Genomic DNA, 22977 nt, shown 5'->3' with positions numbered 1-22977 from the left:
CATGCGCGGCGCTTCTTCGCTGTGGGCTGGAGCGCACGCGGGGAGACAGATTTTCGTGAGCGTTTGCGGCGTCGCACGGCTGTGGGACCGGTCCCCAGCCTCGACCGGCCGGTGCCCGTCCCACGGAGTGCGCCCTTGGTTCGGGCCGGCGTACCGGGGACGGAGTGCGCCGTGTGAGGCCGCCTGCGTAATGCGGGGCGGGAAGGACGCCACCCGCTTCTCGCGGATCCGGATTGCGCGGTGCACGGCGTAACGCCGCTTCTCCGCGTCTCCAACGGGCCCTTCCCGCCATGACCAGCACATCATGTCGATCAGCAGACCGCCAGGGCCGATCGGCCCTTGTCCGGTGGCACATGCGAGGAGACCGCACCACGACGACTCCACTCCACGACTCCACTCCACGACTCCACTCCACGACTCCACTCCACGGCTTCGGTCTTCCTGACTCCCCGGGCCGATGACGCCTTCGCGGATCTTGACGAGGGCCGGCCGGCCCGGTGCCGGTTCGCTCTTTGCTTCGGGAATGCCGGTGGGTTGCGACCCGCTCGCGGATCGCGGAGCGGCGGGAACAGCAGCGGCGTTGTCTTGGCGGCCGCTGCCTTCTTCGCCTTCCGGTCCGCGCAGTACGCGACGCCGCACTGAGACGGGCGGCCCTCGACGGGGTACGACAGGCCGGCCTGCGCTTTGCCGGAGCTGGAGGAACGGGGGTTCGGTTCCCGGATCGTGACGCAACCGGCCTCGAACTCCCGGTTGGAGAAAAGCCACTGGTGAACCGACAGGAAAAGTCGATTGCCAGAGGCTCGATGCCTGTCACTACGATGTGAGATCAAGACAACCGTTCGACCGGCCCCTTCGATGCGGGCCGGTCGGGGTCGCCGATGCCAGGGACCGCTCCCCGGGTTGCGGTGATCTTCCTGTACCAGGGAGGACCTTCCGCATGTTCCGACCGTTAGGCAACGCTGTAGTCCGACATCCCGTGTGGACGATCGTCGCATGGCTGATCGCCGCGGTGGCGATCGTCGCGACTGCCCCGAGCCTGCCCTCGAACAGCGACGAGAGCAGTTTCCTGCCCAAGAGCTACGAGTCGATCAAAGCGGCGACTCTTCAAGAGAAGGCGTTCCCCGGTGCTTTCACCCCGTCGGCGATCGCGCTGTACCAGCGCACCGACGGTGGCGAACTGACCGCCGCCGACAAGAAGGACGTCGCCAGGATCACCTCCGAATTGGGCGGCAAGCACATCGACCAGGTCCAGAAGGTGGTCCCCGGCCCGTCGTCCGAGGACGGCAGGTACGCCCTGACCCTGGTGCAGATGGACAGCAAGAACGCCGGCCAGCCCAAACAGGCCGATGCGGCCAAAGCGTTGCGCGAGAACGTCAAGCAACTGGCAAGAGGCACGCACCTCGACGTCAAGCTCGGCGGCTCCGCCGCGCAGGCCCTCGACCAACAGGACTCCTCCAAGCGCGGTCAGACCCTGATCGGCATTGGCACTTTTGCGATCATTCTGGTGACCCTGCTGATCATTTTTCGGGCGCCGATCCTGGCCGTACTCCCACTGGTCCTGATCGGTCTGGTGTCCGCCGTCGCCAACGGCCTGATTGCCTACGCCACCAAGCTGTTCGGCCTCCAAGCCAACAGCTCGATCTCCTCGATACTGATCGTCGTGCTGTTCGGCGTGGGGACGGACTACTTCCTCTTCCTGATATTCCGCTACCGCGAACGGCTGCGCGCCGGCGACGAACCCAAGCAGGCCATGGTCAACGCGGTCGACCGGGTCGGCGAGGCCATCGCATCGGCCGCCGGAGCAGTCGTCATCGCCTTCCTCGCGTTGGCTCTGTCCACGCTCGGCTTCCTCAGGCAGATGGGCCCGGCGCTCGCCATTGCGGTCGCCGCCACCCTGATGGCAGGCCTGACCCTGGTCCCGGCCGTGGTCTCCCTCATCGGACCGAAGGTGTTCTGGCCGTCCAAGTCCTGGCAGAAGGAGCCGAAGAACGCCCGGTTCGCCGCCCTCGGCCGCGGCGTACAGCGTCGCCCGGCACTGACCGCCGGGGCGTCCGGCCTCGTCCTGATCGTGCTGTCGCTCGGCACCCTCGGTTTCAACGCCACGTTCGACCTGGCGTCGGGCTCCATGCCCAAGACCAAGGAGTCCATGGTCGTCCAGGACGAGATGCAGAAGGCGTACTCGGCCGGCGCCGCCGCACCCACTGACGTCTATGTGTCCCGCACCGACGGCAAGCCGCTGGACACGGCCGTCTTCGGCGCCTACGTGAAGAAACTCGGTTCCGTGGACGGTGTTGCCAGTGCCCGGATGACCCGGACGAACAAGAACGGCACCACCGCGGACATCACCGTCACGCTCAAGTACGAGGCGTCGACGGACAAAGCGATCGACACGGTGGAGCGGGTGCGCCACGTCGCCCACTCAGAGGCTCCCGACGGCACTGAGGCCCTCGTCGGCGGCATGTCCTCCATCTACAAGGACATCGACACGGCGGTCAACCACGACTACCGGACGGTCTTCCCCGTCGCGGCCGTCCTGATCATGGTCATCCTGGGACTACTGCTGCGCAGTGTGGTTGCCCCTTGGTACCTGATCGCATCGGTCGGCCTCGGTTTCGGTGCCACCCTCGGCGCCACCGTGTGGATCTTCCAGGAGGGGCAGGAACACTCGGGCCTGATGTTCATGCTCCCGGTGATCATGTATCTCTTCGTGGTCGCCATCGGCACCGACTACAACATCCTCATGATTGCCCGGCTCCGTGAGGAGGCCCGTGAGGGTCGCGAGCCGCGGGAGGCGGCGGGCATGGCACTCCGGCACGCCGGGCCGACCGTGGCCGCAGCCGGCTTCATCCTGGCGGCGACCTTCGCCACGATGATGCTGGCGGGCAACGCGCTGCTCACGGAGATGGGTTTCGCCGTCTCCTTCGGTATCGCCGTCGCCGCGTTCGTGATGGCGATGTTCTTCACGCCGAGCCTCACCGCGCTGATCGGCCACGCCGCCTGGTGGCCGGGGCACGCCGACCGGGCGGCACGGGATGCGCTCGGCCAGGGTACGGATACCGGCGGCTCAGGAACGGTCCACGGTAGTGGCGATCGCGACCCGGTCGCCCACGATCCGGCGGGCCCGCGCGGCTAGCGGCAAGGTCAAGGGGGGAGTTCCGCGCCTTCGTACGGTCGGCGGAACTCCCGGCTGCCGCACCAGGACGGGCTTCCTCCCCCACATTTCCGGACCGGATCACCCGCCCGGTCCGGGGCAGCCGGTCGGCACGCCGCTTCAGGCCCGTGCCCGCCGTCGGCCTGCGCCATGACCGTCGAACACACGCTCCGCACAACGTCCCCGTGTGTGCCAGCGGCACCCATGCCGGCCGGTGCCCCGAGGGACCCAGCAGACGGCTGGCCGGCTGCACCGGTCCCAGACCACCGCGCGGCGCTCGCACCACGTCCTGTGCCGCTCCTGTTCCCTCCGGCTCGTCGCCAGCCGGTCGGGCGCACCGGAGACCACCCGCACCGCGCGGCGGCGGGCGGGCGCCCGAGGTCCTCAGCGGGGCAGCAGGCGCAGGGCGTACAGCGCGGCGCCGAGATCGGCCAGCGAGGTCGGGTCGGAGAGTGAACGTCCCGTCAGTTCCTCGATGCGGCGCAGACGGTAGCGCACGGTGTTCGGGTGGACGAAGAGCCGTTGCGCGGTCTCGGCGGCCACTCCACCGGAAGCGAACCACTGCCCGAGCGTACGCAGCAGGCGCGCGCGTTCCGGCGCGGGGAGTTCGAGGAGCGGCCCCAGGGAGACCTCGACCAGGCGACTGGCCTCCGCCGGGGCCGCGGCGACCAGCATGGCCAGCGGGTTGTCGTCGAAGCGGCTGACGCCCGGCCCGTCGCCGGGCAGCCCGGCCAGCGCCAGGCGGGCGAAGCGCAGTGCCTGGGGCGTGTCGCGCAGGGTGTCGAACCGGGGACTGACACCGACCCGGGTCCGCCGCCGGCGCAGCTCCCGCAGACCCACCGTCTCCGCGTCGTGGTGTGCGAGCGCGACGAGACCGATCTGCTGGTCCGGCAGCAGCCGCCAGACCGAGGGCACACCGGCCCGCTGCAGTGCCGTTTCGATACCGGGCAAGGGCTCCTGGCCCGGATCTGGCACGGAGGCGGCCACCACCGTGTACGGGCCACGCTCCGGCAAGCCGAGTTGCCGGGCCGCCTCCCGTGGCGTCGTACGGTCCGCGAGCGCCCCGGTGAAGAGGGCCTCGGCCAGTGCCGAGCGGCGCGCCTCACGGCGCAGTGCCAGTTCCGCGCTGGCTTCCCGGTAGGCAGCGGCCACGGCTTCCGCGTAGCGGCCGAACAGGGACCAGATCTCCGAGGACCCGGCCACCAGTTCCGAGTCCGTGACGTCCGGGTGCCTGCGCGCCTCGTCGACCATCTCCGACCACAGGAACTCGAAACCGACCCGGTAGGCGTGCAGGGTGTCCGTCAGCGGCACGCCCTGCTCGGCCCTCAGCCGCCCGGTCTGCTGCGCGGCTCCCACATCGGGACTGGCTCCGAAGGCGAAGCGCGCGAGCAGCAGATCCGCGTTGCCCTCGCAGGACTCCCTGAGGGATGTGAAGGGGATGAGCGCTTCGTCCGCGTACGAGTCGACCTCGACACGTATGCGTTCGGCCATCCGCCGGCCCAGCTCGGGAAGGCGCGTGCGCAAGGCCGCGCCCACATTCGACAGACCCATACCCGCAGCGTACGACGGCCTGTTTGGTTCCAGGAACAACCCTGGTGTGCCCGGGCTGTCCGCGTCACCATGGACGGCCGTGAGCATGCACGCCACCATGCCGTGAGCGTTGACGAGGGGACTTCGTGAGCGCCGAGAGCACGCGTGCAAGGAGGCACCATGGCCAACCTGGCGGAATTCCTGGCGGACACGGCGCGTACGCTGCCGGGACAGCCGGCGCTGCGGCTGGGGACGGCGGTCACCAGCTACGCCGAGTTGGACCGGCTCAGCGCGCAGGCCGCCACATTGCTGCGCACCGAGGGCATACGGGCCGGCGACCGGGTCGCGCTGATGCTCCCGAACGTGCCCGAGTTCGTCGTCCTGTACTACGGCGTCCTGCGGGCCGGCGGGGTCGTGGTGCCGATGAACCCGCTGCTGAAGGAGCGCGAGACCGAGTTCCACCTGCGGGACTCCGGTGCCGCGGTGCTCTTCGAGTGGCATGCGGCGCCGGGCGAAGGGGCCGCCGGCGCCGCTGCCGCCGGAGTGCGCCGTCTGGCGGTCGAACCTGCCGCCTTCGCTGCCGGGCTGGCGTGTGTGGAGCCGCTGCCGGAGGTCGTCGCGACCGCTGGGGACGACATCGCCGTGCTGCTCTACACCTCGGGCACGACCGGTCGTCCCAAAGGTGCCGCGCTCACGCACGCCGGGCTCCGCCACAACACCGAGGTCAATGTCGCCGAAGTCCAGCGGATGACGTCGCAGGACGTGATCGTCGGCTGCCTGCCGCTGTTCCACATCTTCGGGCAGACCTGCACGATGAACGTCGCGGTGCGCAGTGGCGCGTCGCTCACCCTCGTACCGCGCTTCGAGCCGCGGACCGTACTGGATGCCATCGCCCGTGACCGGGCCACCGTGTTCGAAGGCGTGCCCACGATGTACGCCGCACTGCTCCAGCAGCCGGACGCCGCCGCGGCCGACCTGTCCAGCCTGCGCATGTGCATCTCGGGCGGCGCCTCCCTGCCGGTGGAAGTCCTGCACGGTTTCGAACGGCGTTTCGGCTGCATGGTGCTGGAAGGATTCGGCATGTCCGAGACCAGTCCTGTCGTCTCCTTCAACCACCCCGACCGCCCCCGCAAGCCCGGGTCCATCGGCACCCCCATCCGCGACGTGGAGGTGCGACTGCTCGACGACGACGGCCGGGACGTCGTACCCGGCGACGTCGGGGAGCTGGTCGTGCGGGGCCCGAACCTGATGAAGGGGTACTGGAACCGGCCCGAGGAGACCGCCGCCGTGATCCCCGATGGCTGGCTGCGCACCGGTGACCTGGCCCGCCGCGACGAGGACGGCTACCTGTACATCGTCGACCGCAAGAAGGACCTCATCATCCGCGGCGGGTACAACGTCTACCCGCGTGAGATCGAGGAGGTCCTGCACGAACACCCGGCCGTCGCGCTCGCCGCCGTGCTCGGTGTGCCGGACGAGCGGCTCGGCGAGGAGGTGGCGGCCGCCGTCGTGCTGCGGCCGGGAGCCCGGGCGGACATCGGGGAACTCCAGCAGTTCGTGCGGGAGCGGGTCGCCGCCTATAAGTATCCGCGCTGCATATGGCTGACGGACGCGTTGCCGACGGGGCCGAGTGGCAAGATCCTCAAGCGTGAGATCACTGCCCCGACCCCCTGAGGGCTCGGCGTCGTGCCGTAGGGCGCCACGCACCTGTCCCCCGGAACGGCCGCCGGCGCCCAGGCCGTCCCGGGCTTCGGGCCCGGGCCGATGGACCTGCTGGCCGGCCGGATCCAGCACCGCGGTTCGTCGGCCGTCTGCCCGGTCCATGTGGTGAGCGTCGTGGAGGTGCCCAGGTGGGGGCGGGGCAACCAGGCCTGGCGGCCTTGGGGACCTGCGAGGGACACTGTCCGCGCGGCTGGATTGGACTACACGCGGACCGCCCTGGACTGTCGGTCAGTCGGTGCCGGCAGGGGCGTGGAAGTAGCGGCCCTCGTCGAGGTCTGAGAGGAGGCCGGGGCGGGTCGGTTCCCACCCCAGCAACTCGCGGCGGGAGCGGTCGCTGGCGCTCCGCGTTCCGCGGCGCCGATCGATGCGTTGGCAGTGGGGCCCGACGTGGTCTGCGAGGCCTTCGCCGATCGCCGCGCCTTCGTACGGAAGAGGGCACGCCGTGATCACGGCAAACCCGGAACAGCAGGAGCGCGAGCTGATCAAACTCGCCGCGCCGGCCGGGACCCTGCGTCGGCGCGGCGTTGCGGAGCCGGCCGCGAGCCTGGCCGCCGAGGTGGGGGTCGCCGTGTTCAAGGTCGGCTTCGAGCGGTGGATCACCGGGCCCGGGGAACGTGAGATGCCGCAGTTGACCCGGGAGGCGTTGGACGAGCTCAGGGCCGTGGCCACGGGTGGCCGACTGGCCCTTGGGGCGGTGCCGGGTACCGGTGGTCGCAGCGGGTAGGGGATCAGGGAACCGTGACGGCCGACTCCCGGCGGATCAGGATGTGCTGCCGGCCAGCCGGCGAAGGACGTCCACGGCCCGCGCGGCGTGCTCGTAGGGCACGAAGAGGTGGTCGTGGTGGAAGCCGGCGACGACATTGCAGCTGAGGCCCGCGTCGGCGAGGGCGCGTGAGACCTCGGCGGTTAGCCCGACCGCGTCCAGTGCCGAATGGACGCGCAAGGTGATCCACCCGGCCACGTAGTCGTACGCCATCCCCGCCGCGTCCGCCTCCGCCTGGGGCACCACCAGGGTCAGGCCTTCCTGCTCGGCGACCATCACGACGGGAGTGAGGCCTGAGGGCAGGCCGCCCTCGGCCACGGTGAAGACGTAGCGGCCCGGGTTCAGCTCCGGACGCATGCCACTGAGCAGTCTGTGCAGATCAGTCTCGCCGGTCACGGACCCACACTAGGGGCTCTCGTCCCCGCGTGTGAGCGCACGTCGAAGCGGAGGTCCACGAGTGGTCCTGGACGGGGGCCGCGGGCCTTCGTGCTCCGACCCGGGCCGGGTGAAGCGTCCGCCTGACATCTCCCCAACGGCAAGAGGCCGCGGAAAGGTGCCTGTTCCGCGGCCTCTTGGTGCGTACACCCTCAGTGACTGCCGGCGAGTTCCCCGCTGAGCGTTCCGTGGATGTGCGCACTGCGCTCGTTCAGGCCGACGATTTCGACGGTCTTGCCGCGCTGTGCGTACTTGGTCTCGATGGCATCCAGGGCGGCGACGGAGGAAGCGTCCCAGATGTGGGCGGCGGACAGGTCTATGACGACCTTGTCCGGGTCGGTCGCATAGGCGAACTGGCCGACGAGGTCGTTGGACGAGGCGAAGAACAGTTCGCCCGTCACCCGGTAGACGACGGTGGCGTGGTCGGGGTCGGTGACGGCGGTGACCTCGGCGAGGTGGGCGACACGCTTGGCGAAGATGACCATTGCCGTGATCGAGCCGGCGACGACACCGATGGCGAGGTTGTGGGTCGCGACCACGACGGCCACGGTGATCACCATGACGGTGATCTCCCCGGTCGGCATCCGCCTGAGCGTCTTCGGTGCGATGGAGTGCCAGTCGAAGGTCGCGAAGGACACCATGACCATCACCGCGACCAGCGCGGCCATGGGGATGTCGGAGACGACCGACCCGAAGGCGATGCACAGGACCATCAGGAACGATCCGGCGAGGAAAGTGGACAGTCGGGTGCGGGCGCCGGACACCCTTACGTTGATCATCGTCTGGCCGATCATGGCACAGCCGCCCATGCCCCCGAAGAATCCGGTGACGATGTTGGCGATGCCCTGGCCGACGGACTCACGGGTCTTGGAGGAGCGGGTGTCAGTGATGTCGTCGACCAGCTTCGCGGTCATCAGCGACTCCATGAGGCCCACCAACGCCATGGCGAGTGCGTACGGGGCGACGGTCGTCAGGGTGTCCAGAGTGAACGGCACGTCCGGCAGCCCGGGTACGGGGAGGGAGGACGGCAGTGCGCCCTTGTCGCCCACGGTGGGCACCGCGATGCCGGCCCCGATCGTGATGGTGGTGAGGATGGCGATGGACACCAGCGGCGCCGGAACCACCTTGGTGATCTTCGGGAAGTACACCATCAGCGCCAGCCCGGCGGCCAGCAGTGGATAGACCGCCCAGGGCACATGGGTGAGCTGCGGCACCTGTGCCATGAAGATCAGGATGGCGAGGGAGTTGACGAAGCCGACCATCACGCTGCGGGGGACGAACCGCATCAGCTTGGCGACACCGAGGGCGCCGAGGACGATCTGGAAGATGCCGGCGAGGATGACGCACGCGACCAGGTAGCCGAAACCGTGCTTGAGGTTGAGCGGTGCGACGACCAGGGCGACGGCGCCGGTGGCAGCGGAGATCATGGCCGGCCGGCCGCCGACGATCGCGATGGTCACGGCCATGGTGAACGAGCTGAACAGGCCGATCGCCGGGTCGACCCCGGCGATGACCGAGAAGGAGATCGCCTCCGGGATCAGCGCCAGGGCGACGACCAGGCCAGCTAGCACTTCCGTGCGCAGCACCTTCGGATCGGACAACCACGATGGACGGCGGGAGCCGCGTAGCAAGGCGGTCGGGGACAGTATGGAGGAAGACAAGACGAAGAGAACCTGTCGTGCTCGGGCACGCCCGGTCTCAGGACGGGCGTGCGAGAGGACGTGGAGGGGCCGGGGCGCCCGTCCACGAAGTCCGCGAGCGGCGGACCGAAGTCAGTGGGCAGCAGCGCAGGTGCCGGGGTCATCGGGCACTGCACGGGGGCGAAGGGTCACGGCGGGCAGACAGCGGCGTTAGGCATCACGGACACACGCACGCTCTCTCCTGCGGACATCGGTCTTCGCCGGGGGCATCGTCGGCCCCGACACGGCTGACGGTCACGGGACGGCTGTTCCGCACCGCGGACACGGGTACGGTGGACGGCCTCCCTGGAACCAAGGCAACTCTACCCTAACGTTAGGGTAGAGATCGGCGTGGCCGCCTGCGGCCGATTGCCGGGAGAGACGAGGAAGGCACCCGCAGTGAGCAGCGAGCACATGCAGATCGGCGAGGTCGCCGCACGGACCGAGCTGTCGCTGCGCACCATCCGGCACTACGAGGACACCGGCCTCGTCATGCCCTCCGCCCGATCGCAGGGTGGCTTCCGCCTCTACACCGAGGCCGATGTCGCCCGGCTGATGGTCATCCGCCGTATGAAGCCGCTCGGCTTCACCCTCGACGAGATGCGCGCCCTGCTCGGCGCGACGGACCGGCTCGATGCGAGGGAGGAGCTGTCGCCAGCGGAGCGGGAGGAACTGCTGGAGCGGATCCGCGGCTTCGAGCAGGCCGTCGAGCAACGCGTGGAGGACCTGCGCACACAGCTCACCCGAGCGGAAGAGTTCGCGGACACCCTCCGTGCGCGCCTCGCTCGGCAAGCCCCGCTCGGCGCGATGCGGTGACCCTCTCAGCCGTGCGGCGACGCCCGGGCCCGCTCCGGGGCCGCCGAGTGGACGACGCGTCACGGAGGCGGTCCGGACAACGGTGATGACCCGGTCGCGGCGGCGCTGCGTCCGGACCGCCGTCGGTCTGCGCTCGCTCGTCAGCGCAAGGGCCGCCTGCCTCTGCGCCGCCCGAGGGAGATCCCCAGCAGAAGCACGTCGGCGAGGAAGACGATGATGCCGATGGCCAGCAGGAAGGTCATGCCGGAGACGGTGAGTCCGATCACTGCCAGGATGATGGCCACGATGACGAGGAGAAGAAAGACAGCCAGCATTTTTTCGTCGCTTTCCCGGCTCATCGGCGGTGAGCTGCCGTGATGACACCGTGATGACAGGCGGCATGAACTGGTGGACGAGTCCGCCCCGTGTGCCCGCGCGGCAACTCGTCAGCGGCGGGCCAGCCGTCGTTCTCCAGCTGATCCCGCCTCGTACGGCAAGCCGTAGTGTTCGAAGATCGCGGGCTCGTCCGTTGCCGGAAGCTCCCCGTCGGTGCCGATCGAGGGAGCGTTCTTGACGAGCTTCTTGTCGAAGGTCACATGCACGCTGCCGGGGCTGACGGTGGCGCCCGACAGAGGGACGAACACCAACCGCTGACGCCCCAGCATGCCCGTCTTCACGGTGGCGAAGAACGGCTGGTCGGTGACGGTGTCGACGTAGACCGCCTCTAGCTCGCCGATCTTGTTGCCGTCATCCCCGTGCACGGGGTGTCCTCGCCACTGCCGGATGTCCTGAGCTTCGAACACTGCTTCCTCCGCTGTCCCGCACTCCAACTAGTTGGAACATCACTTACCCGGTATGCCAGTGATGTCACAGAATTGCGATTTTTCTCCGTTTGTCGGTGTTCTTGACGTTCTCAGTGTTCTCAGTGTTCTCAGTGTTCTCGGTGTTCTCGGTGTTCTCGGTGTTCTCGGTTATTTGGTCTCGGTCCGAAAGCCCCGCGCCGTGGTGTGATCCTCCCGTCCGCAGGGCACGTACACGCCCTCGCGTCCCGGGGCCTGTGCGGTGGGGTGTGCGGCTGCCCATGAACAGCGGCGCACCCCACCGGGCCGGTCGATCACCGACGGACGGCCCAGCAGGATCCGGGCGTCGCCGGGCCGTCGGCGGCCAGGAGATCCGCGATGGTCGTGACGGGGGTCGGACGGTACTCACGCATCCGGTGCGATACACCCCCCAGCCATGTGTTCCGATGCCATGACTGCACCCACAGGAGCGGTGGTTGAACACATGCCGTAGGCCGCGGTGGGCTCCTATCGTTCCGGCAACCACTCGCCGCGATGCCTCCCGGCCCGTACGGGCCGCCGTTCCCAGGGGAAACGGCGCCCCGCGGCGGACGACGACGACACACCACCAGGAGCCGGTCATCATGCGTCCCAGCACCATGGGCACCATCAGAAGCGGAACCGTCCGCGCCCTCGTCCTGCTCGCCGCCGGTGCCCTGGCCGCGGGTTGCTCCTCGGCGGGCACCGCCGGAACCGCATCCTCAGATTCCGGCGGCGAGGCGTCGGCCCACGTCGAGATAGGCCTGGTCTACTCCCGCAGCGGCCCTCTCGCCGCATACGGCACACAGTACGAGCAGGGCTTCAAAGCGGGTTTGGCCTATGCCACGCACGGAACGGACAAGGCCGGCGGTCACCCGATCGAGGTCACCGAGGAGGACGACGCGGGCGACCCGGCGAAGGCAGTCGCCGCAGCCAAGGCACTCATCGGCAAGGGCTGCAAGATCCTCGCCGGCACCACCGACTCCGGAGTGGCGCTGCAGATGGCGCCGCTGGCCGCTCAGAACAAGGTGCTGTACGTCAGCGGACCCGCCGCCACCGACGCGGTCACCGGCGTCAACACCTACACCTTCCGCTCCGGCCGACAGACCTACCAGGACATCCGCACCGCCGGCACACTGCTCGGCGACGCCCGGGGCAAGAAGGTCACTGTGCTCGCCCAGAACTCCGCGTTCGGACAGGCCAACGTAGCCGCGGTGAAAGCCGTCCTCGGTCAGAAGGGAGCGGACGTTGGCTCCGTACTGGCCCCGCCAAGCACCACCGACCTCACACCCTTCGCCCGCCAGGTGAAGGCCGGCAGACCGGACCTGGTGTTCGTCGCCTGGGCCGGTGCCACCGCCCCCGCGCTGTGGACCGCCCTGGACCAGCAGGGTGTCCTCGACTCCAGCAAGGTCGTCACCGGCCTGGCCGGCACCGCTTCGTACCCGGTCTTTGGTGCGGCCGGCTCGAAGGTCTCTTTCCTCGCCCACTACTTCCCCGGCGCCGGCGGTGGCAACCCGGTGGAGAAAGCAATGCTCGACGGCATCACCAGGGCCGGCGGCACCCCCGACCTGTTCAGCCCCGACGGCTTCACCGCCGCGCAGATGATCGTGCACGCCATCGAGTCCGGCAGTGCCACCGACACTTCCGCCATGGCCAAGGCGTTGGAGGGCTGGAGCTTCCACGGGCCCAAGGGCAGGGAGCAGATCCGCGCCGCGGACCACGCCCTGCTGCAGCCGATGTTCACGGCACGACTCAAGGGCGCCGGCGCCGCCGCCGAGCCCGAGCTGATCAACAGCATCCCGATGACGGCGGTCGCCCCGCCGGTGAAGACGGCGGCGGGCTGAGCGTATGACCTTCTCGAACACGAGCCGGTCGAGCGCAGCGGCAGCCCCGGTGAGCGGGGTCGCCGGGAAGGCCCGCGCCTCTGGGCAGCCCGTCCTGCGGCTGCGTGACATCGGTTGGACGGTCGGCGGTGCGACCATCGTCGACTCAGTGTCCCTCGGCGTCCGCGAAGGCGAGTTCCTGGCTTTCATCGGACCCAACGGTGCGGGCAAGACCTCCCTGTTCAATCTGGTCAGCGGCATCAACCGGGCCTCCCGGGGCGTGATCGAACTCGACGGCACCGACATCACCGCAGAAGCCGCGTACGCACGGTCCCGGCGTGGCCTCGGGCGCACCTTCCAGTCCTCCAGCCTGTGGCCCGGCATGACGGTGGCCGAACATGTACGGCTGGCGGCCCAGGCCGCGAGCGGCGGCTCGCACCGGCTCTGGCGTCGCGCTGACACCTACGCGCACCAGGTCACGCGGGTGCTGGCCCGCACCGGGCTCGGACACCGCGCTGACACCACCGCAGACGCCCTCTCCCACGGGGAGAAGCGGAAGCTGGAACTCGCCGTGCTGCTGGTCGGCGAGCCCAGGCTGATGCTGCTGGACGAGCCGATGGCCGGCGTGAGCGCCGAGGAAGTACCTGCACTGACCGAGCTCATTCGCTCCCTGCACCGCGAGGAGGGCCGCACCGTGCTGATGGTCGAGCACCACATGGACGTGCTGATGGGCCTGGCCGACCGGCTCGCCGTGATGCACCACGGGACACTACTGGCCCTGGACACCCCGCAGGCCGTGATGGCCGACGCCACCGTGCAGCAGGCATACCTGGGGGAGGAGCTGTGAGCATCACCCCGGCGCCCGTGCTGGCCGTGCGCGATCTGCGGGTCGAAATCGGGGGTCAACACATCCTGCACGGCGTCGACTTGGAGGTGGCTGCCGTCGGCACCACCGCACTGCTGGGGCGCAACGGCGCAGGCAAGACCACCACCGTGCGCGGAATCCTCGGGCTCCTCCCGCGCACCGGCAGCGTCCTGCTGCGCGGAGAGGAGACCACGAGGCTCCCCACCCACGCCCTGGTCCGCCGCGGAGTGGGCTATGTCCCGGAGGACCGCGGAGTCTTCACCACCCTCAGCGTGGCCGAGAACCTGCGGCTGGCCGAGCGGCCCGGGGCCGGCGAACCGGCATACGACCTGGTACACGAACTGTTTCCCGAGCTCAAACGGCGCGCCCGGCAGGCCGCCGGCACCCTGTCCGGAGGTCAGCAGCAGATGGTCGCCATCGCCCGCACGCTCCTCAACGGCAACCAGTTGATCATCGCCGACGAACCCACCAAGGGCCTGGCGCCCAAGGTGGTCACCGAGGTCGCCCGAGTACTGGAGCGCGCCGCCGAGGCGGTGCCGGTCCTGCTGGTCGAGCAGAACCTTGCCGTGGTACGCCGCCTCGCTCGGCACTGCGCCGTGCTCGCCGACGGCCGTACCGCGCACCGCGGTCCCGCGGGCGAACTGCTCGCCGACTCCGACGCCTGCCGTCGGCTCCTCGGCGTCGGGCACGGCGGCACCGGGACCCCCTCCACCGGGCCGGCAGCCCACTCGACGGCACGGCCCGCCACCCACTCGGCGGCACGTCGTGCCGCCCCGACCGCGGAGACGGATGCCTGATGTCCACCGTCGTGCTGCTCACCCTCACTGGGCTCGGCCTGGGCGCGCTGTACTTCCTGGTGGCCTCGGGCCTGTCGCTGATCTTCGGCCTGATGGACGTGCTCAACTTCGCCCACGGCGCCCTCATGTCCATCGGCGCGTACGCCACCTGGTGGGCCGCCTCCGGCCGGCTGCCCGGTGCCGGCCCCGGCGGCGCGGGCTTCGCCCTCGCGGTCGTCTTCGGCACCGCCGTCGGCACGATGGCCGCGGTGCTGCTCGAACTGGCCGTCATCCGCCCGCTGTACGCCCGCCCCCGAGATCAGATCCTCGCCACGGTCGGCGTGGGCCTGGCCGTCCCGGCGCTGCTGTCCGCGATCTGGGGCGCCGACGCCCGGCCCTTCCCCGGTCCCAGGGCGCTGTCCGGTGTCTTCGACCTGCTGGGCGCCGAAGTGCCGTTCAACCGCTTGGTGCTGATTGCTGCCGCGCTGGTGGTGTTCGCCGCACTGAGGGCATTCCTCAGCCGCACCCGGTACGGACTGGTCGTCCGCGCGGGTGTCGAGGACCGGGCCATGGTCACCGCGCTCGGTATCGATGTACGCAGGGCGTTCACCCTGGTCTTCGCCCTCGGCGGAGCCGCAGCGGCCCTCGGCGGCGCGATCGGCGGCCTCTACTTCGGCTCCGTCGACCCCCGACAGGGCACCTCACTGCTGATTTTCGCCTTCGTGGTCGTCGTCACGGGAGGCATGGGCTCGCTCACCGGCGCCGCGCTGGCCGCAGCCGCTGTGGGTCTCGTCCAGCAGTTCGCCAACTACTACACCACCACCGGACTCGGCGATCTCGCCGTCGTCGTCCTGCTCGCGGCTTTGCTGCTGGTCCGGCCGCGTGGCCTCACCGGGAGACCCACATGACCACCGTCACCCAGCCGCGCGGGGGAGCCCGCGCGGCGGACTCCCCCCTCACCACCCGCGCCCGGCGGCTGCGTCGAGCCAGCCGCTGGTGGCCGGCCCTGCTCCTGGTGGCACTGTGCACGGCCCCGTTTAGCGCGCTGCCCCTGCCAGGCCTGCTGGACGGTCCCATCGGCAGCCCCGGAAACCTCCAACTGCTCGCCCTCTGCCTGCTCTTCGGCGGCCTGGCCACCGGCTATGACCTGCTGCTCGGCCGTACCGGCCTGTTGTCGTTCGGCCATGCGCTCTACTTCGCCGCCGGCGCCTACGTCACCAACACCGTCCTGCTGCGCACGGGGCAGTCGCTCGGCGTCTGCGCACTGCTCGGTCTGCTCGCCGGGCTGCTGCTGTCCATCCTGCTCGGCGCGGTCAGCCTGCGGGTGAGCGGCATCGGCTTCTCCATGGTGACCCTCGCCTTCGCGCAGGCCGGGTCGATCCTGGTGCAGCGTGACCCGGGCGGCATCACCGGCGGCGAGGAGGGCAAGGCCGTTCCCGCCGACCAGCTGCCCTCCTGGCTGGTCGGCATCGGACACACCGCCAACCTGTACTGGATCGCCCTGGCCTACCTGGGCGTCGTGCTGGTCGCCGTCCACTGGGCGGTCCGCTCGCCCGTCGGCCGGGTCTGGGAGGGCATCAAGGAGAACGAACGCCGGGTCGAAGTGCTGGGGCTGCGCCCGTACGGCTTCAAACTGATCGCCTTCGTCCTCGCCGGCTTCCTGGCCGCGCTCGGCGGCACGGTCCACCTTCTGCTGACCGGTGGCGCCACCCCGCAGACCACCACCTCCGACTTCACCCTGTCCTTGCTGGTGATGGTGGTGTTGGGCGGCTCCGGCACCCGCTGGGGACCCATGGCCGGCGGCATCCTCTACACCTGGGCCGACCACCGTCTCGGCGACTTCGCCGGTTCCGGAGTGGTCGCCGGCCTGCCCGCTGCGGTGCGGGTGCCGCTCTCCCAGCCGCTGTTCCTGCTCGGCGCGCTGTTCGTCGCGGTGATCTACCTGCTGCCCGGCGGCGTGGCACGCATGCCGGCACGGCTGCGTGCCCTGCGCACCTCCCGCCCCACCACTGACCGCAAGGAGGCCCTCCAGCCATGAGCCGTACCTCGCAGAACGATCACACGACGGACCGTCAGGACAGCACGGACGCGCCTGCGCACGAGGAACTCAGGGTTGTGGTGCCCGGCGGGGAACTGGCCGTGCTGCGCTGGCCGGCCGTGGCCCCGGACGCACCGGTGGTGCTGGCACTGCACGGCATCACCGCCAACGGCCTGGCTTGGGCCCGGGTCGCCCACCACCTGGCCGGCCGGGTCACCCTGGTGGCGCCCGACCTGCGCGGCCGGGGCCGCAGCGGGCACCTCCCCGGTCCGTACGGCGTCGCAGCGCACGCCGACGACATGGGTGCCCTGGCGGACGCGCTGGATCTCGGTCGGGTGGTGCTGACCGGCCACTCCATGGGTGCCTTCGCCGCTGCCCTGACCGCCGTGCGCCACCCGGACTTGCTCTCCGCCTTGCTGCTGGTCGACGGGGGCGTGGCCTTTCCCGTCCCGACCCACCTGGAGCCCGACGAACTGATCAGTGCTGTGCTCGGGCCGGCCATGCGCCGTCTGTCGATGACTTTTCCCGACCGGGACGCCTACCGTGCCTTCTGGCGACAGCACCCGGCCTTCGCCGGTGCCTGGTCGCCGTGGGTGGACGCCTACATACAGCGCGACTTGGTGGGGCAGGAGCCGGAGCTGCACTCCTCGTGCCGGATCGAAGCGGTCCGGGCCGACGGTGCCGACCAGCTCGGCGAGGTGGTGGCGGGCGCCGTGCACCGGCTGCCCCTGCCGGCCGTACTCCTGTGGGCGGAGCGCGGCCTGATGGACGAGCCGCAGGGCCTGTACGACGAGCAGAGACTCTGCGCAGCCGGCCTCAACCACGAGCGGGTCCAGCCACGTTTTGTACCCGGAACCAACCACTACACGATCGTCGCAGGGGACGACGGCGCCCGGGTCGTGGCACACCACCTGCTGGCCGCGGCAGGCGTCGTACCGGCCGGGAACTGAGTCGTCGCTGTCGGGGATTCCCGCAATCCCCGACAACGGCATCGTCCCAGACCAAGCTCAAATTCCGCTCAATCCATGTGTATCCCCCGGGTGGCAGCCGCACACTGGAGGGCAGGAACAAGTGCACCAGGGGGAACACACATGCAGATCTCTCTCACCCGAGCCGCGGCTCTCCTCCGGGACGTGGTCTCCGGCCGCCGACGCGTCGAGAAGTACAGCCACGCCGAAGCGCACCGCAACCACCACAACCGGGACGCAGGTCTCGCCCACCACTACATCCCGACGGCGCCGCAACTCCCCATAGGCGGAGTCGGCGGTAGGTGACCGCGAGCGGAACGAGTTCGTAGGCCGCCGGCTGCTGCCCTGCTCCACCGGAATCTTGAGGGAGTGCAGTACGCCGTCGCGATGGTGCAGCGCTGCGGATCACCGTTGATGCCGCAGAGGGCGGTCGGCGCCCCCTCCAGGCGCGGGTCCTGGCGCTGTGTGCTTCGCGCGCGCAGCGCCGCTTCGGTGGTCAGCTCGGCCTTTGCGAGCTCTGACCGTCGGCGCCGCCGTGGCGAGGTGCGGTCGCCCGGTCGCCCGCGGTGGTGCTCACCGCGGTGTCTGCGGCAGGGGGCCGCGGCGCGTTAAGCCCGCTGTGCCCGGGTGGCCCACAACAGGACCAGGGAGGCGGCCTGGACGGTGACCACCACCGTGATCAGGGTGGGAATCGAGACGTCGTAGAGGATTCCGGTCAGGGCGCCGCCCGCCATCGCGGCGGCGCCCATGATGCCGGCGAAGATGCCGTAGGCGGTGGCCCGGCGGCCCATGGGAACCAGGTCGGCGACGGTGGCCCGCAGAGTGGATTCCTGCACGCCGACCGCGGCGCCCCAGACGAGCGCGCCGAGGACGACGATCCACACGGTGTCGGTGAACGCCAGCAGCGGAACGGCAGCGGACAGCACCGGCAGGACGACGAGGACGCGGGCGCCGAGGTGATCGTAGAGCCAGCCGGTGGCCAGGGCGGCGAGGGCGTCGGCGGCCATCGCGGCGGCGTACAGCACGGGCACGGTGGCGGTGGGGATGAGGTGGCGGGCGACCAGGTGGTAGGAGAGCACTCCGAAGGTGGCGAAGCCGAGCAGGGTGGCGGCGGTGAAGGCCGCGTACACCCAGAAGGCACGGGGCAGCCGGGGACGACCGGTTTGCCCGGGGCCTGAGCCCTTGCCGGTGGGTTCGCCGGCGGTGGTCTCGTACGCGGCGGGGTCGACCACCTTGGCGCGCAGCCGCAGCAGCAGGGCGAGGGCGGCGACTCCGGGCAGGGCCAGTACGCCGAGCGCCGGGGCGTAGTCGTCGCCGGTCAGGGCGAGGACGCCCGCCACGGTGAGTGGGCCGAGCAGGGCGCCGATCTGATCCATCGCCTCGTGCACGGCGAAGCCGCGACCGCGTCCGGTGGCGGCGGTGGCGTGGGAGAGCAGGGTGTCCTTGGCGGGGGAACGCACCGCCTTGCCCACCCGTTCGGTGACCACCAGCGTGCAGGCCGCCCACAGGGCGCCGGCCAGGCCGAGCAGGGGCACGGCGGCGGCGGTCAGTGCGTATCCGGCGACCGTCCACGCCCAGAAGCGCCCGGAGCGGTCGGCCAGCGGACCGGAGACCAGCCGTAGTCCGAGCGCGGCGGCCTCACCGGCTCCGGTGACGATTCCGACCACGGCCGCGGAGGCGCCGAGGTGGGCGAGCAGTGGCCCGGTGACGGAGCGGGCGCCTTCGTAGACGAAGTCCATCAGCAGGCTGACCACACCGAAGACCATCACGAACCGCCACGCCGTCAGGGCGGGGGACGGAGTCCGCGCGGGTGTGCCGGGAGCCGGCGGCTGGGTGCCAGCGGGCTTCATGCCGCTTCCTTCCGGGCGAGGCGAGGGGCATCGGTGACAGCGGCTGATCAGGAGGCGGCGGTGCGGGCGCGCGCCTCCTGAAGAACCCTGCGACCAGCATGTCCGCTGTGTTGTCCACCTGTGTGGTTCACAGCGAAGGTAAGCCACGTCCGCCTTGCGCGCCAAGTGTGTACCGCGCACCCAAAGGGCCTGGCACAGAGCACGGTTGTTCTCGGCCCGCTGGTCGCGCGGGCCCTTGTCCCCTCAGGCGCGGCCAGCGCGGCCCCGGTGGTCTGCCCGCCGTCCGGCCGCCGGGGTGTGCCTCACCTCCGTGAGGCACACCGGTGCCCGCGCGCTCCCGCCAGCGCGGCCAGCACCGTGTCGTTGGCGTTCCGGTCGCCGACGGTGAGCCGGATTCCCTCGCCGGGGTAGTGGCGCGCCTGGACACCGGCGTCGGTGAGCGCTACGGAACCCTCGTCGACCGGGTCGGGCGCGGCGAGCCAGACGGAATTGGTCTGGCTGGGGCGTACGCGCCAACCGAGGGAGAGCAGTTCACGCCGGAGCCGTTCGCGTTCGGCGACGACGCTGTCCACGCGCAGGCGCAGTTCGCTTCCGGCCCGCAGCGAAGCCTTCACCGCCGCCGTCGCCACCGCGTTGATACCGAAGGGCAGTTGTTGCCGACGGATCTGCTCCACCAGGTCACAGGCGCCGAGACCGTAGCCGACCCGCAGCGCGGCGAGGCCGTAGGCCTTGGAGAAGGTGCGCAGGACCAGCAGGTTGGGGTAGGCGTCCAGGAGTGCGAGCGTGTCCGGCAGGTCGGGGTCGCGGGCGAACTCCATGTACGCCTCATCGAGGAGTACGGTGACGTGCCGGGGCACATGACGCAGGAACGCCGACAGCGCGTCCGCGGTGATCAGGCTTCCAGTGGGGTTGTGTGGATTGCACAACACCACGACGCGGGTGCGGTGGTCGAGCGCCGCGAGCAGGGCACTCAGATCCTGGTGCCCGTCCGGCGACAGGGGTACGGGCACGGGGTGAGCTCTGGCCATGGCGGCCAGGAGCGGGTAGGCGTCGAACGTACGCCAGGCGTAGACCACTGCGTCGCCGGGCTGGACCACAGCATGGAGCAACTGCAGGGCCACGCCGACCGATCCACTGCCGACCGCGACGCGGTCGGGCGTCACCTGGCACCACGAGGCGATCCGCTCGGTGAGGTCGTCTGGGTGGAACTGCGGGTAGCGGTGGGCCTGCGCGACAGCCCGATGCATCGCCTCGCGCACCGAGGGCAGTGGGGGATACGGGCTTTCGTTCAGGGCAAGTTGGTGCAGCACGGGCAGGTCCATGGGTCAGTCCCGTCCGCCGTGCCAGCGGACGGCGACGGCACCGGCGAAGTCGCCCGCGTGGGCGAATCCCCCGAGTACCAGCAGGTCGCCGTCCTTCACCTGCCGGGAACTGACCGCGCTGTCCAAGGTGACCGGGATCGCCGCTCCGAACAGGTTCCCGTAGGCGTCGAACGTGTGCAGGTGCCGTTCGGCAGGCAGTTGCAGCGCCTCTCGCCAGTTGCGCAGAAAGGTGCGGTTGGGCTGGTTGGTGATGAGGGCGTCGATGTCGGTGCTCGCCACGCCGATCCGTCGGCACAGCTCCGTGACCACCTCGGGGACGAGACGGTTCCCGCGTGCCAGCACTTTGGCGACGCTGGCGTCGGTGAACCCGATCCGGAGCTGGGAGTCTCCCGGCTCCCAGTACTTGCGACCGTCGTCGACCGCCACGGTCATGTCACCGGCGTACGCGCCGATGTGCCGGGTCTCCACGTCGAGTACCGGTGAGTGGGCCGACGTCGTCACGTACCCCACACCGCACCCGTCGCCCGGGATCGCCGCCTGGGCGAGTTTGCGCACCTCGGATTGGGTGAACCATTGTCCGGCGGCGCTTTGCGCGTTGCATATCAGCGCGGTCTTCGCATCGGTGGAGGTGAGGATCTGCCGGGCCAACTTCAGCATGTACACGAAGGACGCGCAGCCCGCGTTGGCCACGTCGATGAGCCACTCCGGGTTGAGGCCCAGCCGGCGTGCCACCTCGGTTCCCGCACCCACGAACGGTAGGTCCGGCAACTGGCTGTGCACCAACAGCACATCGACGCCGCGGATCTCTTCCCCGCCGTGCCGGTCGATCAGGGGTTGTACGGCGCGCTCGACCATGTCCGCGTTGGTCTCGTCCCTGGCCACGTGGTGTCGTAACGGCGGGACGCGGAACATGGGGTGGTTGCGGAGCTTGTCCTCGGCTCCCGGGAAGTCCGTGTAGAACTCGGCGGGGACCGGCTCGCCGGGCAGGTAGCTCGCGACGTCGGTGAGGCTGACCGTGGTCACTGTGCCACCGCCCTCGCCGGAGCCGAACCGACCTCCAGACCGTTGTGGTGGCGGTGTTCCAGGATGGCCTTGAGGTTGCGCATCTCCACGGTGTGCCCTGCGTAGAACAGGTCCCAGTAGTCGCCCACCCAGGGCCGGTCCGGGCGGGGGGCCAAGCCGGGGTGCGGGTTGTCGTCGTAGTAGGGGTGCCGGCAGTTGGTCCAGGTGATCACCGAACCCGGTTTGTCGAGAACCAGCTGAGCCGGGACGACACGCATCAGGTAGATCATCCACAAGTGCTCGCCCTGGTCCCAGGAACAGTGGAAGTCCACGGTCATGGCCTCGGGGTTCGCGACCACCTTGCAGTAGATCCTGGTGTCGTCCTCCAACCGGTCGTGTCCGACCCACAGCCCGGGCGTGCCGGTGGGCGCGAAGTCCCGCAGGCTACAGGTCCACTCCTCCAGATGGTGCCCCCGGCGCAGGTAGTCGTAGGCCTGTTCCGGAGGGCAGTCGACGTATTCGTGGATGGTGCAGTACTGCCCGTAGACCTGATCGTGGGGGTACACGGCGTGGGTGAGTTCCATGCAGTGGGCGGTCAGTTCCTCCTTGCCTGCGTTCTCGATCCGGACCAGACCGGGGACGTCAGCCAACCTGGACGACTCCTCGCTCATCTGAACCCTCCTTGCTCTCGTTGGTTTCGGTGTGGGACTGGAAGGGGCGAAACGGGGGGATCTCCCGTGGGTCGCAGGCCACTGCGACGAATGCCGGACCGCCGCCCGTACTGCTGTGCAACAACGCCGTGCGCAGTTGCGCACCGTCCGTGGCTCCCGTGGCCTTCAGGGAGGGGAAGGCCGCGGCCACTCCGGCGGCGAGGTCCGTCCGTAAGAACAGGTCGTCGTTGCGGACGCCGCCCTGGAAGAACTCCTCCCGCAGCACGCACATCGCGTGGGCGTTGTTGTTGAAGATCACGAACGTCACGGGCGCGTCGTATTCCACGGCGGTGTGCACTTCCATCCCGTGCATGAAGAAGGCCCCGTCGCCGGCGAGGACGTAGGTACGTCGGCCGGTGGCGAGTGCGGCGCCGATGCCGGCGCCGAAGGTGTAGCCCATCCCGCCCATACCGACCGCCACTATGAAGCGGCCGTGACGTGGTGCCGGGAGGAGATGGACCGCACTGGCCCCCGCGTTGCCTGCGTCCACGAAGACGAGTGCGTCCTCGGGGAGCGCCGCCTCCACCGCGGCGACCGCCTGGGCGTGCGGGACGGTTCGCTCGCTGCCCCGGAAGAGCGGTCCCGCCATGCGCGTGGGAAGCGGGCCAGCGTGCGGCGGGCACGGACGTGGGGACGACGGCAGTCGGGCGGCTACCACGCGCAGCGCCTCCCGCAGGTTCCCACCCAGTGCGGAGCCTGCAACGAACGGCGGTTCGGGACCGAGGCAGAC

21 protein-coding genes are annotated in these 22977 nt (G+C 70.0%); 11 read left to right on the top strand and 10 right to left on the bottom strand.

Annotation, left to right across the window (positions count from 1 at the left end; genetic code table 11):
• Nucleotides 1-937: 937 nt before the first annotated feature.
• Nucleotides 938-3133, top strand: a complete 2196-nt coding sequence (locus LK06_RS00100) for an MMPL family transporter (protein ID WP_043433319.1) — start codon at nt 938-940, stop codon at nt 3131-3133.
• A 402-nt stretch (nt 3134-3535) separates the two neighbouring features.
• Here the strand turns inward: LK06_RS00100 and LK06_RS00095 are convergent, their stop codons facing one another.
• The gene (locus tag LK06_RS00095) at nt 3536-4702 is read right to left on the bottom strand and encodes a PucR family transcriptional regulator (protein ID WP_234367301.1); all 1167 of its coding nucleotides are present in this window, start codon (nt 4700-4702) and stop codon (nt 3536-3538) included.
• 159 nt (nt 4703-4861) lie between these two features.
• On the opposite strand from LK06_RS00095, the gene LK06_RS00090 reads away from it, so the two are divergent.
• Entirely contained in the window at nt 4862-6355 is a 1494-nt protein-coding gene (locus LK06_RS00090) for a long-chain-fatty-acid--CoA ligase (protein WP_039657266.1), read from the top strand.
• A 490-nt stretch (nt 6356-6845) separates the two neighbouring features.
• Nucleotides 6846-7127, top strand: coding sequence for a hypothetical protein (locus LK06_RS00085; RefSeq protein WP_052318899.1), 282 nt, complete (start codon nt 6846-6848; stop codon nt 7125-7127).
• Nucleotides 7128-7163: 36 nt separating this feature from the next.
• Here LK06_RS00085 and LK06_RS00080 read toward each other — a convergent pair whose 3' ends face one another.
• Both LK06_RS00080 and LK06_RS00075 read right to left on the bottom strand, forming a co-directional pair.
• Nucleotides 7164-7562: an ACT domain-containing protein gene (locus LK06_RS00080; RefSeq protein WP_039657268.1), complete on the bottom strand. Its 399-nt coding sequence runs from the start codon at nt 7560-7562 to the stop codon at nt 7164-7166.
• A gap of 191 nt (nt 7563-7753) precedes the next feature.
• On the bottom strand, nt 7754-9247 hold the full coding sequence (locus LK06_RS00075) for a SulP family inorganic anion transporter (RefSeq protein ID WP_039657353.1): 1494 nt from the start codon (nt 9245-9247) through the stop codon (nt 7754-7756).
• Nucleotides 9248-9679: 432 nt separating this feature from the next.
• On the opposite strand from LK06_RS00075, the gene LK06_RS00070 reads away from it, so the two are divergent.
• Entirely contained in the window at nt 9680-10096 is a 417-nt protein-coding gene (locus tag LK06_RS00070; RefSeq protein ID WP_039657269.1) for a MerR family transcriptional regulator, read from the top strand.
• Between the two features lie 140 nt (nt 10097-10236).
• On the opposite strand, the gene LK06_RS33595 is transcribed toward LK06_RS00070, so the two are convergent.
• Nucleotides 10237-10434, bottom strand: coding sequence for a hypothetical protein (locus tag LK06_RS33595; protein ID WP_159025256.1), 198 nt, complete (start codon nt 10432-10434; stop codon nt 10237-10239).
• Nucleotides 10435-10521: 87 nt separating this feature from the next.
• Nucleotides 10522-10878, bottom strand: a complete 357-nt coding sequence (locus LK06_RS00065) for a PRC-barrel domain-containing protein (protein WP_039657271.1) — start codon at nt 10876-10878, stop codon at nt 10522-10524.
• A 620-nt stretch (nt 10879-11498) separates the two neighbouring features.
• On the opposite strand from LK06_RS00065, the gene LK06_RS00060 reads away from it, so the two are divergent.
• The 7 genes from LK06_RS00060 to LK06_RS00030 all read left to right on the top strand — a co-directional run bounded on the left by LK06_RS00060 (nt 11499) and on the right by LK06_RS00030 (nt 17669).
• Nucleotides 11499-12737 carry a substrate-binding domain-containing protein gene (locus LK06_RS00060; protein WP_039657273.1) on the top strand — a complete coding sequence of 413 codons (1239 nt, stop codon included), beginning with the start codon at nt 11499-11501 and terminating at the stop codon, nt 12735-12737.
• Between the two features lie 4 nt (nt 12738-12741).
• Nucleotides 12742-13563 (top strand): ABC transporter ATP-binding protein, encoded by an 822-nt coding sequence (locus LK06_RS00055; RefSeq protein WP_078858813.1) that lies wholly within the window; start codon nt 12742-12744, stop codon nt 13561-13563.
• A 2-nt stretch (nt 13564-13565) separates the two neighbouring features.
• Nucleotides 13566-14378, top strand: a complete 813-nt coding sequence (locus LK06_RS00050) for an ABC transporter ATP-binding protein (RefSeq protein WP_052270303.1) — start codon at nt 13566-13568, stop codon at nt 14376-14378.
• The gene (locus LK06_RS00045) at nt 14378-15265 is read left to right on the top strand and encodes a branched-chain amino acid ABC transporter permease (RefSeq protein WP_039657275.1); all 888 of its coding nucleotides are present in this window, start codon (nt 14378-14380) and stop codon (nt 15263-15265) included. The genes LK06_RS00050 and LK06_RS00045 overlap by 1 nt, the downstream gene beginning before the upstream one ends.
• Nucleotides 15262-16395: a branched-chain amino acid ABC transporter permease gene (locus tag LK06_RS00040; protein ID WP_039657277.1), complete on the top strand. Its 1134-nt coding sequence runs from the start codon at nt 15262-15264 to the stop codon at nt 16393-16395. The genes LK06_RS00045 and LK06_RS00040 overlap by 4 nt, the downstream gene beginning before the upstream one ends.
• On the top strand, nt 16392-17345 hold the full coding sequence (locus tag LK06_RS00035) for an alpha/beta fold hydrolase (protein ID WP_078858812.1): 954 nt from the start codon (nt 16392-16394) through the stop codon (nt 17343-17345). Before LK06_RS00040 ends, LK06_RS00035 begins: the two co-directional genes overlap by 4 nt.
• 141 nt (nt 17346-17486) lie before the next feature.
• Entirely contained in the window at nt 17487-17669 is a 183-nt protein-coding gene (locus tag LK06_RS00030) for a hypothetical protein (RefSeq protein WP_039657278.1), read from the top strand.
• Between the two features lie 302 nt (nt 17670-17971).
• On the opposite strand, the gene LK06_RS00025 is transcribed toward LK06_RS00030, so the two are convergent.
• The 5 genes from LK06_RS00025 to LK06_RS00005 form a co-directional block, all read right to left on the bottom strand.
• Nucleotides 17972-19213, bottom strand: coding sequence for an MFS transporter (locus tag LK06_RS00025; RefSeq protein ID WP_052270286.1), 1242 nt, complete (start codon nt 19211-19213; stop codon nt 17972-17974).
• A 302-nt stretch (nt 19214-19515) separates the two neighbouring features.
• A complete protein-coding gene (locus tag LK06_RS00020) occupies nt 19516-20535 on the bottom strand; it encodes a histidinol-phosphate transaminase (protein WP_052270287.1) in 1020 nt (339 codons plus the stop codon).
• Between the two features lie 3 nt (nt 20536-20538).
• The gene (locus LK06_RS00015; RefSeq protein WP_039657280.1) at nt 20539-21558 is read right to left on the bottom strand and encodes a ketoacyl-ACP synthase III family protein; all 1020 of its coding nucleotides are present in this window, start codon (nt 21556-21558) and stop codon (nt 20539-20541) included.
• Nucleotides 21555-22208 carry a hypothetical protein gene (locus tag LK06_RS00010; RefSeq protein ID WP_039657281.1) on the bottom strand — a complete coding sequence of 218 codons (654 nt, stop codon included), beginning with the start codon at nt 22206-22208 and terminating at the stop codon, nt 21555-21557. Before LK06_RS00010 ends, LK06_RS00015 begins: the two co-directional genes overlap by 4 nt.
• Nucleotides 22180-22977, bottom strand: a 798-nt coding sequence (locus LK06_RS00005) for a thiamine pyrophosphate-dependent enzyme (protein ID WP_245080995.1), incomplete at its 5' end; no start/stop codon positions are given. The genes LK06_RS00010 and LK06_RS00005, both read right to left, overlap by 29 nt.

Source organism: Streptomyces pluripotens, from assembly GCF_000802245.2.
In the GTDB taxonomy this organism is placed as follows: Bacteria; Actinomycetota; Actinomycetes; order Streptomycetales; family Streptomycetaceae; genus Streptomyces; species Streptomyces pluripotens.
Note: the sequence above shows the minus strand (reverse complement) of the source record. Positions and strands in the feature narration are given on the sequence as shown.